16 protein-coding genes and 1 riboswitch are annotated in these 13,252 nt (G+C 42.6%); of the genes, 3 read left to right on the forward strand and 13 right to left on the reverse strand.

All coding sequences use genetic code 11. The features are described 5' to 3' along the window. Positions 1–197: hypothetical protein (locus tag CYJ37_RS27520; protein WP_219620053.1), on the forward strand; the 197-nt coding region annotated here is incomplete at its 5' end. Positions 198–345: 148 nt separating this feature from the next. On the opposite strand, the gene CYJ37_RS10770 is transcribed toward CYJ37_RS27520, so the two are convergent. The 4 genes from CYJ37_RS10770 to CYJ37_RS10785 all read right to left on the reverse strand — a co-directional run bounded on the left by CYJ37_RS10770 (position 346) and on the right by CYJ37_RS10785 (position 3,535). Continuing rightward, positions 346–1,002: a GDSL-type esterase/lipase family protein gene (locus tag CYJ37_RS10770; protein ID WP_180827316.1), complete on the reverse strand. Its 657-nt coding sequence runs from the start codon at positions 1,000–1,002 to the stop codon at positions 346–348. Between the two features lie 76 nt (positions 1,003–1,078). Next, entirely contained in the window at positions 1,079–2,233 is a 1,155-nt protein-coding gene (locus CYJ37_RS10775) for a two-component system sensor histidine kinase NtrB (protein WP_101549726.1), read from the reverse strand. 64 nt (positions 2,234–2,297) lie between these two features. Continuing rightward, positions 2,298–3,011: a hypothetical protein gene (locus CYJ37_RS10780; protein WP_129611934.1), complete on the reverse strand. Its 714-nt coding sequence runs from the start codon at positions 3,009–3,011 to the stop codon at positions 2,298–2,300. A gap of 314 nt (positions 3,012–3,325) precedes the next feature. Beyond that, on the reverse strand, positions 3,326–3,535 hold the full coding sequence (locus CYJ37_RS10785) for a cold-shock protein (protein ID WP_009795535.1): 210 nt from the start codon (positions 3,533–3,535) through the stop codon (positions 3,326–3,328). A gap of 317 nt (positions 3,536–3,852) precedes the next feature. Here CYJ37_RS10785 and CYJ37_RS10790 point away from each other — a divergent pair, with 317 nt between their 5' ends. Further along, the gene (locus tag CYJ37_RS10790; RefSeq protein ID WP_009795534.1) at positions 3,853–4,134 is read left to right on the forward strand and encodes a DUF6509 family protein; all 282 of its coding nucleotides are present in this window, start codon (positions 3,853–3,855) and stop codon (positions 4,132–4,134) included. 56 nt (positions 4,135–4,190) lie between these two features. Here the strand turns inward: CYJ37_RS10790 and CYJ37_RS10795 are convergent, their stop codons facing one another. Further along, complete coding sequence (locus CYJ37_RS10795; RefSeq protein ID WP_009795533.1) at positions 4,191–4,598, reverse strand: hypothetical protein; 408 nt, start codon at positions 4,596–4,598, stop codon at positions 4,191–4,193. 165 nt (positions 4,599–4,763) lie between these two features. Here CYJ37_RS10795 and CYJ37_RS10800 point away from each other — a divergent pair, with 165 nt between their 5' ends. Then, positions 4,764–5,588, forward strand: a complete 825-nt coding sequence (locus CYJ37_RS10800; RefSeq protein WP_009795532.1) for a GNAT family N-acetyltransferase — start codon at positions 4,764–4,766, stop codon at positions 5,586–5,588. A 31-nt stretch (positions 5,589–5,619) separates the two neighbouring features. On the opposite strand, the gene CYJ37_RS10805 is transcribed toward CYJ37_RS10800, so the two are convergent. From CYJ37_RS10805 to ku, 8 genes are all read right to left on the reverse strand, one after another. Continuing rightward, positions 5,620–6,117, reverse strand: a complete 498-nt coding sequence (locus CYJ37_RS10805) for a metallophosphoesterase family protein (RefSeq protein WP_009795531.1) — start codon at positions 6,115–6,117, stop codon at positions 5,620–5,622. Between the two features lie 68 nt (positions 6,118–6,185). Further along, entirely contained in the window at positions 6,186–6,386 is a 201-nt protein-coding gene (locus CYJ37_RS10810; RefSeq protein ID WP_009795530.1) for a cold-shock protein, read from the reverse strand. A gap of 154 nt (positions 6,387–6,540) precedes the next feature. Beyond that, positions 6,541–7,998, reverse strand: a complete 1,458-nt coding sequence (locus CYJ37_RS10815; RefSeq protein WP_101549729.1) for a DEAD/DEAH box helicase — start codon at positions 7,996–7,998, stop codon at positions 6,541–6,543. Positions 7,999–8,336: 338 nt separating this feature from the next. After that, complete coding sequence (locus tag CYJ37_RS10820) at positions 8,337–8,537, reverse strand: cold-shock protein (RefSeq protein ID WP_009795528.1); 201 nt, start codon at positions 8,535–8,537, stop codon at positions 8,337–8,339. Between the two features lie 200 nt (positions 8,538–8,737). After that, entirely contained in the window at positions 8,738–9,589 is an 852-nt protein-coding gene (locus CYJ37_RS10825; protein ID WP_094769962.1) for a bifunctional 5,10-methylenetetrahydrofolate dehydrogenase/5,10-methenyltetrahydrofolate cyclohydrolase, read from the reverse strand. Positions 9,590–9,648: 59 nt separating this feature from the next. Continuing rightward, positions 9,649–9,732: riboswitch (ZMP/ZTP riboswitch) on the reverse strand. Between the two features lie 657 nt (positions 9,733–10,389). Continuing rightward, positions 10,390–11,337, reverse strand: coding sequence for a nucleoside hydrolase (locus tag CYJ37_RS10830; RefSeq protein ID WP_224951987.1), 948 nt, complete (start codon positions 11,335–11,337; stop codon positions 10,390–10,392). A gap of 168 nt (positions 11,338–11,505) precedes the next feature. Next, positions 11,506–12,159 carry a phosphatase PAP2 family protein gene (locus CYJ37_RS10835; protein ID WP_094769958.1) on the reverse strand — a complete coding sequence of 218 codons (654 nt, stop codon included), beginning with the start codon at positions 12,157–12,159 and terminating at the stop codon, positions 11,506–11,508. A gap of 113 nt (positions 12,160–12,272) precedes the next feature. Continuing rightward, positions 12,273–13,118 (reverse strand): non-homologous end joining protein Ku, encoded by an 846-nt coding sequence (gene ku, locus CYJ37_RS10840; protein ID WP_094769957.1) that lies wholly within the window; start codon positions 13,116–13,118, stop codon positions 12,273–12,275. Positions 13,119–13,252 lie beyond the last annotated feature (134 nt).

A 13,252-nucleotide genomic window follows, 5' to 3' on the forward strand; every position in this document is an offset into this window, starting at 1 on the left:
ATCAAACTCTCCATATAAGAGTAAGATTTAGCTCTGATAAAAAAATTAAGATTAACGTTGACGTTTTTGTTCGTTCAGTTTTCAAAGAACAATCTTTCAATAGCGCTCTTTTAGAGCAACTATATCATAATACCACCCAATCAATCTCTTGTCAACATAATTTCGTAGAAACGATTTATGATGAATTCATAGATTAATAAGCAGAAATTATGCCAGCAGTTAATGTCGATTGCTGTTCATTTATAATAACAGCACTTGAGAAGATGGTCAACAGGAAACCAGGTGGGAATTATTGGTTTTGCCAAAACAAGACAGGCGCCCTCTCTTGCTTGAGACGGTACCTGTCTATTGGCAGATCAGCAGTCCATATCCGGTATTTTTTATTTTTTCAGCGATGCGATTATAGCCGCTGTCATTGGGATGCACTCTGTCCATCGCCACTAGATCATTCTCATTCCCTTTAAATGCCTGATATATATTTACCGTTCGAAAGTGATGGCGGTCGCACAGCTGCTGCATCTGCTTATTGAACTTTCTGATCCATCGGTCCGCTGTTTCTTCTTTGGGAACGGGACTGTAAAGGTTTAGAAGATAAACCATATAAGGCCCGGCAGAGTCTGATTTTATTTCAGTAATATGATCAACGATGCCGCTTAGCTTTTCTGCAGATATATGCAGGCGCGAAGAAATATCCTTTTCATTTTTCGTCAGCTGATATGACCTTAACCCCTGAATAAGATCGTTGCCTCCTGCTGTGATCGTAATAAGTTCTGATTCAGCTAAAGCACTGGATACTAAAGGAGACCTGACAGCTTCCAGGATTTCACCCGAAAGCGCTCCGGGCCTGGCAAAAATTTTGTGGACGACTCTGCGGCCAAGGGATTCCTCGGCGAGTCTTGCAAATCGCGGCACAAACCCAGGAGAAAAGAACGAAGCACCCACACCGGCAGTAATCGAATCGCCAACTGCTGTATAGTTCAGCGGACTTTTTTTGACATCCAATCTAATCCCCCTCGTGATTACGAATTTAATTATTCATATTCATTCAGGGGCATTTCTGTTGATTGTACGATAAAAATTATTCACAGCAAAAGCGGTCTTCGGCAGGAATGTCAATGATAAACTGTGTTCCCTGCCCATCACTCTTTACATTCATCATGCCGCCGTGATTCTCAATAACCTTTTTGGAAACTGAGAGCCCAAGCCCTGTTCCTTCATCCTTCGTAGTAAAGAATGGGTCAAAGATATGGGGCAGAATAGAAGAAGGAATTCCTCTTCCATTATCCCGGAATTCAATTCTGAGAAAGGAGTCAACTCTTTTGGCAGCAATGATTATTTTAAGCGGTTCGCTTCCTTTAGCCTGGAACGCATTTCTGAAAAGGTTAATGAACACCTGCAGCAATTCGTCACGATCACCTCTAAAGAACGTATTATCTGTAATTTCTGTAAGTTGATATTCAATTTCGGCATTATACAGCAGCGCTTCACTATTTAGGAATTTTCCGGTATAGCCCAGGATAAACTCCTTTGCATTCAGCAGTTCGCTGGTCGTTTCCCCCGGTTTAGCAATCCGGAGAAAATCTGTGATGATTTTATTGGCCCTGTCAATTTCCGGGATCAGCAAGGAAGAAAAAAGCTCAGACACCTCTTGATCCGTTTTGCTTTGAAGAAGCTGGAGGTAGCCCCTTACCGTGGTGAGCGGGTTTCTGATTTCATGGGCTATGCCTGCTGCAATCCTCCCGGCCAGAGCCTGCTTTTCTGCTTCCTTTACTCCATTGAGGAACTGAAAAGCTCCCAAAACCCTTTTCACGTTTCCGTTTTCGTCTAGTATTATCCTTGTGTTATTGATTCCGTAATTTTTGTCAAGCACTTCCCTATTAACGATCGGCTTCTTCGTCCTGAGGGATTCTAGCAGATTAATCTGGTCATCAGGTATCCTCAGCAGCTCCCTGATATGGCGGCCCACTATGACCCTTCTGTCAGCATGAAGGTCCCTTGCAGCCTGGAGATTGCACAAAGTTATAAGTCCATTCCCATCTATAAAAACAATATGATGAGGAACCAGATCAAGTATAGGATTCAGGAAGCTCTCCAGTTGTTCAAAAGATACGCCATCATCCCCTTTATCCAAGCCGGGCCAGTAAGCCTGATTTTCTTCTGCCCTGTTTTTCAGCTGCAATATTTCTTTCCTTAATTCAGCATTTTCCTGTTTAAGCCGTTGAACTTCATCCATTAAAACTTACTCCTTAAAGAGTGCATTATTTCTTTTATTATAATGCAATTCGCCTGAAAGGACATTATACAGATTCACCTTTAATATCAGGAAAGAAATATACGGCCAGCTTGCCGATCAGAAAGCAGAATAATGTAATAAGCGCAGCTGAATATACTGAACTCCACAAATGGGAAATAGTCAGAACACCCGCCTGGATTAAAAGTTTTTCAAAAAGCCAGGCTCCCGCAAATAATCCTGCAAATACCGTCTTCCTGAATTCATAGATGACTATGACAGCTAAAATCAGGCTGTATATCAGCCAAATAAGCGTGCTGAAAGCCAGCTGATCACGGTCATGCGACTCAAAAAAACCGGCGTTGTAGGTATGAATCCGAAAGAAGATCACCGTATAAAAAACAGCTGCCTGAATGATTGTGGTAATTGCCATATATATCGTCACAAACCTTACAAAAGGCGAAGGTTTCCTTAATGAATCCCTCCATATGTCTGTAACAAACATAGCAGCAAAAAGTATTGCGCTCGTGTACCACGACCTCCACCAATGCTGTTCATATACGCCCTCTTTCAAGAAAAAGCTCTCTACCAAAAAAATACCCGCTATCACTGCAAGCCTCCACAGATAGCCGATCCGGTAAATGGAGACCGCTGTAAGTACTGCGGGAATGAAAAGTGCCTGTGAAATGCTTGCCCCAAATACCTCATCAAACCATTTTTCTTCAAATACAGTCGGTCTGTATGTGTATGCTTTTCCCAGAATAAATACTATGTATTCCAATATAAAAGACAACCCCATTACAAAGAAATAGAGCGGCAATGATACCCTGATTTCTTTCCTGAAGGAAATAATTATCAATATGATGCTGAAAAATACTAATGCTATAAAAAGGTGCATGCCGTTCACAGTTTCTTCACTTCCATCATAACTAAAGGTTTTTCCTTTAGTATGCCCGCAGCCTCCTGTTTCATTCTCCCGCTTTCAAGTACAGACAAATGAAACATAACTGCTCACAAAAAACGCCAATATCAACTTTTTACACTTACAAAGCCAAAAACATAAAAAAAACCAAATGGCGAGGCCATTTGGTTTCCTTATTTTGAGTAGATGCTATTATTAACAACAACTTGAAGCAGCTTAGTCGATTCCTTCATCTCACTGTTGCAAAGCGGGCAAGCCGGCTGATCACTGCTTTTAAAATTATCACGCAGCCATCCATTACAGCTGTCAGAAATACATTCCCAGACTTTCACTTCTTCCGTTTTTACTTCTTCGGTATTTTTTCTCCCGAATCCCATTGCCATAAAAGGCACCTCCTCAAAGAGCCGAAGCCCCCGAAAAATAAAAATCCACCCGTTATAAAATAAATGGACTGGATCCTTTATAACAAGTGAATCTGAAATTAGATGTTATTCCCTTAAATAAATACTTTATAAGTATACAGCATTTCCCTGTTTTTGTCAATGTATCAAATCAAAGTTTGTCAGCATAAATCTGTACCCCTTGAAGGATGGAATTCCTGGATTTGAAGAAGGATAAGAACAAAAGATTACGCATGCTTTCATAAAAGTGTATAATACGAGTGTCGATAAACTGAAACTATCCAGAGAGGATGATATAGATGGAAATTACAGGTCATTTGATTGAAGAAATCATTGATCCTACAGGGATACTGGAAGGACAGAGGTATGAGTTCCTGTTAGACATAGAAGTTCCGGAGGATGACGAACTTTACTCCGAGGATGGGCTGAGTCTGCGTGTACTTTTTTACAAAGATGAGAAAGGCTCAAAGATCCTCAATTATCACTTCTTTTTTTCAGACGAAAAGGCTCTCGATTTTGCACTGGATGAAGAAGAGGAAAAAATGGTGGAAAGCTACTGCCGGATGAATCTTCCTGCATAACAGCTGTCCTGGCAGGAATCATTAAAGAAAAAAAGAGCAGCGCGCTGCTCTTTTTTCTATTCCTCGATTTTTTGGCCTTCTTCAATGATATGATACATAAGATGTGCAAGATGATGGATAGGCCCGTACACTTCCTCTTCGTCTTCCCCTTCTTCCCCTGCTTCTTCACTGAATTCAAGATCGTTCAACTGAAGTGCGGCGAATTGGTAGAAATCCTTCAATTCAAATGAATAACAGGCACTTGGCTCTTCATTCTCTTCTTCATAATGCAGAACTAAATACGACTCGGTCCCATCATTGCTGATGGCATCAAAGTAAATAAAGAAGCCGACGTTAGTATCAAGCTCAAAAAGATGCCTGGTCCCGCCTTCAGTGGCAATATTGAAATCCTCTTCATTGAGCTTACTAACCTTCATTGCTTCTACTTGATCTTCTTTGTGAAATTCTACTGTAAAACTTTTCACTATCCAACACCTCCTGAATCATTGCTCTACTTATAATAACCATTCCAGCTTAACTACACAATTAAATGCCGCTTATTGCATAATTCTGATGGTTTGCAATTTTGTATTCCCCTTCTCCATTCATCAAGCTAATATAGATATATACGAGATTGGGGAGGAACAGCGATGCTTACAGTAAGACAGCTGAAAGAAATCAAGGAGCTTCAGGATATTTGTGAAAATCATGAAGATTTCAGGTTAAAACTGAATTGGGATATGCTGAAATCCAGAAATAATGAAACAAAAACAGACTTCTTCACTTATCAGGACGGAAGATTAACTGGATTTTTGGCTTTGTATCCTTTTGGAGCTAAAGTGGAGGTATGCGGGATGGTTCATCCTGAGTATAGGAAGAAGGGACTCTTTACAGCCCTCTTAAAACAGGCTGAAAAACAATTGGCAAGCGCTTCGGAAGTCCTTTTAAATGCGCCAGCTGAATCCTATGCTGCCAAACAGCTTTTCCAATCGCTTCCTTGCAGATACTCTTTCACTGAGCACCAGATGAAGTACTTTCATTCAGATACTCTTTCTGAAAAAGAAGGGGTAGAAATAAGATCAGCCTCTGCCGGAGATGCCGGTCTTTGCATCCAGCTGGATATTGTTTGTTTCAGCCTTTCCGAAGAAGATGCCACTCTGTTTTACGGGCAAACGGCAGCCGAACAGGCACAGACTTTATTCATAATTGAATACAGGGGAGTCCCCGCGGGCAAGGTGAGGATACAGACAGACGGCAATGAGAGCTGGATTTATGGATTTGCCATCCTTCCTGAGTTTCAGAGGCGGGGGATTGGAAGAAGTGTTCTAAGCAGGATCATCAGGCAGGAAAGGAATCGAGGGAGGGATATTTTCCTGGAAGTGGCTGCAGAAAACAATAATGCCCTAAATCTTTATACGTCTTGCGGATTCGTCCCGCTTGAATCCCAGGATTATTATCAGCTGAAACTCAATTAGCAGGACGCACAGATGCGCCTGCTTTTCCCTCTTAAGATTCTTTATCAAAATAAACAATCTCTGCTGAGAGCTCTTCTTCCACCCTTATTACCGCAAAAGAAAAACGCGGCTGCCTCCTTTTATCAACAGGGGAACCCGGGTTTATAATGAGCGTCCCGTTTTCCTTTTTCAGGACGGGTATATGGGAATGGCCGTAGATCAGACAGTCCACCTTGTCGTCTGCAAAAGAAGCCAGCGCCCTTTTTTCCGTTGTCTTCCCTTTTCCATGCCCGTGCACGATACCTAATTTAAACCCATTTAAATTCAGGATGAGCTTATCCTTCAGCATTTCCTTAAGCTCGCCGCTATCCGTATTGCCAAATACCCCTTCGAGCCTCCCAAAGGATGAGAGTTCTTTATAAACAGACAAGTCCTGCCAGTCACCGGCATGAACGATGATATCAGAAATTTCCAGATATTCAACGAGAAGCTCGGGCAGATTCCTTCCTTTTTTTGGCATATGGGTATCTGAAATGGCAGTAATAAGCAAACCTCATTCCTCCTTTATAAAGCAAAGAAGAGCCCCGCTAGGAGACTCTTCATCATATGAAGTGAATATTATAGTTTCGTCACATTAACAGCCTGCGGTCCACGCTGGCCTTCTTCAATGTCAAATTCAACTTCTTGACCTTCATCAAGGCTTTTGAAGCCTTCAGACTGAATTGCAGAGAAATGGACGAATACGTCTTCTCCACCTTCAACTTCGATGAATCCGAAACCTTTTTCTGCATTGAACCATTTTACTTTACCTGTAGCCATTTACATTTCCTCCTAAATTTCAACAAAATCTTTGGGGCGATGCCCCGCTGTATTAATATGGGTAAGTTTTACAGATTTTATAATCATTTTTTTAAATTTTTTCAGGAAAGATATTCATCCTCTTATAAAACCCATAAACTTCCTTAATTATTTATTACCCCTTTGAATTAGGAGTAAAACCTGATTTTCCGCTTCTGCCTCTTCTGCGGTCTCGTCCGCCTCCACCGCTCCTGCTTCTGTCGGTGCGGCGGCTTCTGTCGCGGTCAAACTTCGGCTTCGGCTTTCTTGAGCGGATCGGCTCCACAGCAGTAAGCTTAACAGGTGTTATATCCGGCTCTTTTGTCAGCAGCTTGAGTGCAGCAGCAAGCAGGGTGACTGAATCTGTTTCCTCAAGAAGGTTTTCTGCCGATCTTTTATATTCGTTGAATTCTTCGTTTTCGATGACCTTCATCATTTTATTGATGGTTGCCTGCTGGCTGCCTGCGATAACATCCCTGAAGGTAGGAATCGGCATCTTCGCCATTTTTGTTTTTGTTACCCGCTCAATGAGCTTTAGATGATCGATTTCACGAGGGGAAACAAATGTTACAGCAAGCCCCTTCTTCCCGGCGCGGCCAGTCCGCCCGATGCGGTGTACATAGCTTTCAGGATCCTGCGGGATATCAAAGTTGTAAACATGGGAAACTCCGCTGATATCAAGTCCCCTTGCAGCTACATCTGTCGCTACCATAATATCGATTGTCTGTTCTTTAAAGCGGCGGATAACCTGATCACGCTTATTCTGCGGAACATCGCCATGGATGCCTTCAGCAGAATAGCCGCGTTTAATAAGCCCTTCCACCACTTCGTCCACACGCTTTTTGGTGCGGCCGAACACGATAGCAAGTTCCGGGGACTGGATGTCGAGCAGGCTGCAGAGCACATCAAACTTCTGCTTTTCATGCACTTCCATATAATGCTGTTCAATATTTTTCACAGTAAGTTCTTTAGCTTTAATCTGAACCATTTCCGGCTCTGTCATGAATCTCTCAGCCAAAGATTGAATGCGCCTTGGCATTGTTGCTGAAAACAGCAGGGTCTGGCGCTGTTCAGGAACTTCGCTGAGGATGCGCTCAATATCTTCGATAAAGCCCATATTCAGCATTTCATCAGCTTCGTCAAGCACGGCCAATTTAATCTTATTCAGGCGGATTGTCTTTCTTTCGATATGATCAATCAGCCTTCCCGGAGTAGCTGCAATGATATGCGGTCCACGATCCTTCTTCAAGGCGCGGATCTGTCTGGAAATGTCCTGTCCACCGTAGATCGGCAGAGTCCTGACGCCTTTCACCTGTCCAATCCGGTTCAGTTCTTCAGCCACCTGCACGGCAAGCTCGCGGGTGGGCGCCAGCACAAGGCCTTGAATCCCTTCATTTATGTCTATCTTTTCAAGAAGCGGAATGCCAAAAGCTGTGGTTTTCCCTGTCCCGGTCTGCGCCTGGCCAATCATATCCTTTCCGCTCAGTCCGATCGGGATCGCCTGCGCCTGGATAGGGGTCGGCTCTTCAAAGCCCATATTAGAAACTGCTTTTTCAAGCTCTTTGCTTAAATTAAAATCCGAAAAAGTTGTCAAAGTTTAAATCCTCCTTAATTTCTAACCAATTGTTTCTTATCAAAATGTATATAGGGTACAGCAGGTATATTTCTAGGCTAACCACTTTCTATCTCTTTTTTACATTTCCGATTCAAATAAGTTTAAACCCCGCCCAAGTGATTATATTTACAGCACAATCAAAGTCCGCCTCACGGGCGGTTCTCTAGGGGAATGGTGGAAGGATACGAAATGGAGTAAATGAAGGAAAGAAAAGCGTTATTCAGGAGCCTGCTTCTTCTTTTCATAAGTTGCCGTCCGATTCAATACACAAAAAGGCGATGCATGCTTTGCCATGCATCACCTCATCATTCATGCTATTAGCCTTTAACTACGTTAGAAGCTTGTGGTCCACGGTTGCCTTCAACGATTTCAAAAGTTACTGCTTCGCCTTCTTCTAAAGACTTGAAGCCTTCAGATTGGATAGCTGAAAAGTGAACGAAAACGTCCTGGCCTTCAGATGTTTCGATAAATCCAAAGCCTTTTTCTGCATTAAACCATTTTACTTTACCTGTGTTCATGTATAAAAACCTCCAAAAAGTGTTTCACTATAAGTTTGCGGTATAATATAAAAACAAAAAAACCGCAGCCTGCACGTGTTGAAGAAGATAAAATCGACTACAACCTGCGCAGCTACGACTACTTATCCAAATATAAAACGAATCTTAAAGTGTTAAGTTAATATTACTTCATTAAAAAGAACAAGTCAACCTTTTCTTCTTCAGGCGTTATTCCCAAGCGTCTTTTCTGCTGCTTCAACCGTATGCTTCAGCAGCATTGAAATCGTGACCGGGCCTACTCCCCCTGGTACAGGTGTTATGGCTGATGCCTTTTCGAGGCAGTTGTCATATTCTGCATCTCCGACATTCCCCTTATTATACCCTGCATCCAGAATAACAGCCCCAGGCTTGATCCATTCTCCTTTTATAAATTCCGGCTTTCCGACTGCTGCAATGACCAGGTCAGCCTGGCCTACATACCGGGAGAGATTTTCGGTATAGGAATGGCATGTTGTTACTGTCGCATTCCTGTTTAAAAGCAAAGCGGAAACAGGTTTTCCGAGTATCGGACTTCTCCCTACCACTACAGCATGCTTTCCTTCTACAGGAAGATGATAATAATCGATGATTGCCATAATTGCAGCAGGAGTGCATGATGGATATGTACCAAATCCCAGGGCAGTCTGCCCGTAGCCGTGGCTTGTCACGCCGTCAACATCCTTATCTATGCTGATGGTTTCAAATGCCTTCCGCTCATCTATATGTCCTGGAACAGGATGCTGAAGCAGGATGCCATGAACTTCTTTATTTTCGTTCAGTTCCTCAATCGTTTTTACCAGTTCTTCTGTTGTGGTTTCTTTCGGCATATGAATTCGTTCAGACCGGATGCCAAGCCGGGCACAGGCATTTCCTTTCATTCGGACATAGGTCTCGGAAGATGGGTCATCTCCGACCAGGATGGTGGCAAGGCAGGGAGTGATCCCTTTTTGCGTAAGGTTTTCCACCCTTGGCATCAGTCCTTCTTTAATATCAGCTGCCACCCGCTTACCATCAAGAATCAATTTTTCATTCATAGCAAACAACCTCCAGGTATAAGATTCAGGCCGCTTTACCAAAAAGGTTAAAGCAGACTGCTGGCTGCCCAGACGACCGGCTATATATGCACGCAGCTCCACTGTGGTTTCTTCCACTATCGTCGTCAGTCACTGCGCCTTTATAAATGTTATTCCTAGTCAATCATATCACAAAACACAGATGTTATGAATAGATTCATATGCAAATGTTCGTATTTATAGTAATATAGGCAGTATGAATATAGAATATACTGTTAGGCACAGAATTGAAAAAGGACAGCATGCAAGCAAGCTGTCCTTTTTGTCATATTTGAGGCTATATATAAAGTATATTAAATTTAATTTCAACCTAAAACAATGAAAGCCCTGCCTCTCTTCCATCCTTGCGGCTCCGAGACCGCGCCAGCGGGAATCAGGTAAACAATCGGGATAAGATAGCAGCTCTTTAAGATTCAGTCATTTAAAGACCGCATTATTGAATTGAAGCAATCCATGCGAAGAAATGTTTCGGGTTTATAGAAGATGTGCATTAAGAAGAAATCATACCATTCAGGGGGCATTCTGCTGTACAGCAGCCGCACCTGATCATCAAGCTGTCCACAAATTAATTCTTAAAGGTATAAACCTATTGTTGCTTAGCAGTAAAAATCTAAAGAGCATGATCTGCAAAATGGCGTTCCGCTCCATTCTGCCCGCAGATATCCTCAAATACGTGCTTTACTAGTATATCATAAAAGTAAAAGCTGTCAACTAATTGGAAATCAGCAGCCGAATTCCTCTCCGTCACCTGACTGGTCATGTTAAACGGCTGTGAAGTTCAACATAAACGTTTCAAGAAGCTTAGCTGTATCAATCTCCATTGCAATATAGTCCAAAGTATCCTCAGGCTGATCCTCAGGCTTAGGCCTGAAATCGGCATTCGTTTTACCTTGCGCTCCGCCAAACTGCTCAACCCTGACTCTCCGTTTAATGAATTTCGCTAAGTCCGGATTTGTCAGTATAATCAGCGGGACAGCATCATGAATGGGTGCGCCTCCTATGCCGGGCACGTTTTCTTTATAAGCCTGAAAATAGTACTCAAAGGCCGGCTTTATAAGATCTTTATAAGCCGACTCAGTATTGGCGGAAATGTAATCAATCATTTCAGGCGTTACAACAGCTTTGTTGGTGACATTGAGCGGAAAAAGGTAAACATTCCTCCCTTTTTCAAGAACGATGTCAGCAGCAAGGGGGTCAGAATAAAAATTAGCCTCCGCTTCAGCTGACACATTGCCGGGAACCAGAAAAGCACCGCCCATCATATAGATTGCATTAACATCTTTATAGGCATCCTCTCCATAAATAATAAGCGGGAGAGCTAAGTCTGTCTGCCTGCCTAAACCGACAAGGACAATATCATTTTTGTACTGATCTATAATGTCAATGATCTTATTAATATCATAAACCTTCAGCCCGGTAAAATCTTCAGGAGGCTGAATGGGTCCGAGTCCCTCTTCTCCATGTATCTCCGGATAAAATGTGGCAGGCTTGCCTGAGAGAGGCCCAGAAACACCGGCAATGATCGGAATATCCTCACGGCCGCCCAGTTTAAGGAGATAGGCTGTATTTCTGAGGGATTCTTCCTTGGTGATATTTCCATACCCGCTTACTACCCCGACTATATTCAATTCCGGATTTTGAACAGCGTACATCAAAGCAAGTGAGTCATCGATTCCAGAATCTACAAACAGAAGTATATTGATCATCATGATTCCCTCCCTTTCCCTATTGCTCATACTTTATGCAGGGAAAACTCTCTTTAAACATCATGAAGTTGAAGGCAAGCAAAAAAGCCCATATAAAAGCTTTATTGCTCTTTTTATTGGCCCCCATTCCATTGTCCCAAACCGCATTTACATTATTGCAGCAGAACCTTTTTACAGATTCCTCCGATATTCGTACAACCTGAAAATAATGATACAGGCTGCCAGCCAGGCTCCGCCGGCCAGGAAGCCGCCTATTACATCACTAGGATAATGCACCCCAAGATAAATTCTGCTTAAGCCGATCAATAGGATTATCATGACATTTGCGAGGACAGCCAAGACCTTTAAGCTCATTTTAGAAAACAAATGGACCAGTATATAGGCGGAAGCACCGTAAAATATAAAAGAACCCATGGAATGGCCGCTCGGGAAGCTGAATCCTGATTCAGTCAGAAGCGGGAGAATATCAGGGCGTTCTCTTTTAAAAATCCACTTAAGAAGCCAATTGAACAGCGCACCGCCGCCTGAACCTGCCAGCAGAAATACACCTAATGCCCGCTTTTTATAAATCATGAGAATAACTCCGCCTGCTGCGGCCAGAAATACAAGCCACTTAACAGAGCCCAGGAATGTAACCGAAAACATCAATGCAGTCAGCTGGTCATTGATAAAAGATTGTACAAAATTAATGATTGTATGATCAAAAGCCTCCAGTTCGTTTTCTTTCAGCTCATCTGCGATTTCGGCAAAAAGAAATGTAAAAACCCCAAGAAGAGCTGCAGCAGAAAGAATATACAAAAGTTTGATTCCTGTCAGTTTTTTCATATATGACTTCCTTCTCTTGTTTTTGTCCAATACCTTCTATATTGCCTATTCAGACAGCTTGTGAACATAAATCCAGCAAATCAATAAGAAAAACCGCACGGAGGCGGTTTTTCTTATGCTTCTTTCTTTTCCTTCGGCCGTGCAGCAGCCCTTTTCTTGCGCGCGGCCGGCTTTTTTGGCTTTTCGGGCTTCGTATTGTCGATTGAAGCCTGCAATGCGGCCATCAGATCTGTTACATTTGATTTTGTTTCTTTTTCTGCAGGAGTGACAACTTCTTTGCCTGTCCGCTTTGCTTCGATCAGATCCAGAAGGGCAGACCTGTATTCATCTGTATACTTATCAGGCTCAAATGCCGTTGTCAGCTGGTCGATGAGCATGATGGCAGTTTCCAGTTCTTTATTTGTCACTTTATCCTCAGAAGGAACATTCGGGACATCGCCGGCTTTCCTCACTTCATCTGGAAAGTGTATCGTTTCCATAATCAGAGTATTTTCAAATACCCTGACAACGGCCAGCTGCTCTTTTGACCGGATGATGATTTTGGCGAGCCCAACTTTTTCCGAATCTTCCAGTGCTTTTCTTAAGAGTGAATAAGCCTTTCCTCCCCCATCCCCTGGAGACATATAATAGCTGCGGTCATAATAGATGGGATCGATTTCAGCCATTTTAACAAAATCGATGATTTCAACTGCTTTATCTTCGTTAGCCTGCTTCAATTTCTTTAAATCCTCGTCTTCTAGTACAACAAATTTTCCCTTTGTATATTCATAAGCCTTCACAATATCTTCTGGCTTGACTTCTGTTTCACAGACCGGGCAGATTTTTTCATATTTAATTGGAGAATGACACTCCTTGTGTAGAGTCCTCAGCTTAATGTCCTTGTCCTCAATTGCTGCATGAAGCTTAATCGGTATATTTACAAGCCCGAAGCTGATGCTGCCTTTCCAGATTGTATGCATCCTGATTCTCCATTCTATAGTCTTTACCTTTAATGTGCGATGATTCATCCTGTGAAATGCAAGATAACTTCTGCCATTGGAGTAGGATTCCCCCCAGAATGGAATAATGGAGGATGAGCCGTTTAAATGGCCGT

This window comes from Bacillus sp. UMB0728 (assembly GCF_002858875.1).
GTDB classification, from domain to species: Bacteria; Bacillota; Bacilli; order Bacillales; family Cytobacillaceae; genus Bacillus_AB; species Bacillus_AB infantis.

Excerpts from the sequence above, each read along its gene's own strand:
- CYJ37_RS10835 (WP_094769958.1), bottom strand. The coding sequence starts at position 12,159 with ATGAAAAAACTGACAGGAATCAAACTTTTGTATATTCTTTCTGCTGCA.
- CYJ37_RS10785 (WP_009795535.1), bottom strand. The coding sequence starts at position 3,535 with ATGGCAATGGGATTCGGGAGAAAAAATACCGAAGAAGTAAAAACGGAA.
- CYJ37_RS10820 (WP_009795528.1), bottom strand. The coding sequence starts at position 8,537 with ATGAACACAGGTAAAGTAAAATGGTTTAATGCAGAAAAAGGCTTTGGA.
- CYJ37_RS10825 (WP_094769962.1), bottom strand. The coding sequence starts at position 9,589 with ATGAATGAAAAATTGATTCTTGATGGTAAGCGGGTGGCAGCTGATATT.
- CYJ37_RS10830 (WP_224951987.1), bottom strand. The coding sequence starts at position 11,337 with ATGATGATCAATATACTTCTGTTTGTAGATTCTGGAATCGATGACTCA.
- CYJ37_RS10800 (WP_009795532.1), top strand. The coding sequence starts at position 4,764 with ATGCTTACAGTAAGACAGCTGAAAGAAATCAAGGAGCTTCAGGATATT.
- CYJ37_RS10775 (WP_101549726.1), bottom strand. The coding sequence starts at position 2,233 with ATGGATGAAGTTCAACGGCTTAAACAGGAAAATGCTGAATTAAGGAAA.
- ku (WP_094769957.1), bottom strand. The coding sequence starts at position 13,118 with ATGCATACAATCTGGAAAGGCAGCATCAGCTTCGGGCTTGTAAATATA.
- CYJ37_RS10810 (WP_009795530.1), bottom strand. The coding sequence starts at position 6,386 with ATGGCTACAGGTAAAGTAAAATGGTTCAATGCAGAAAAAGGTTTCGGA.
- CYJ37_RS10790 (WP_009795534.1), top strand. The coding sequence starts at position 3,853 with ATGGAAATTACAGGTCATTTGATTGAAGAAATCATTGATCCTACAGGG.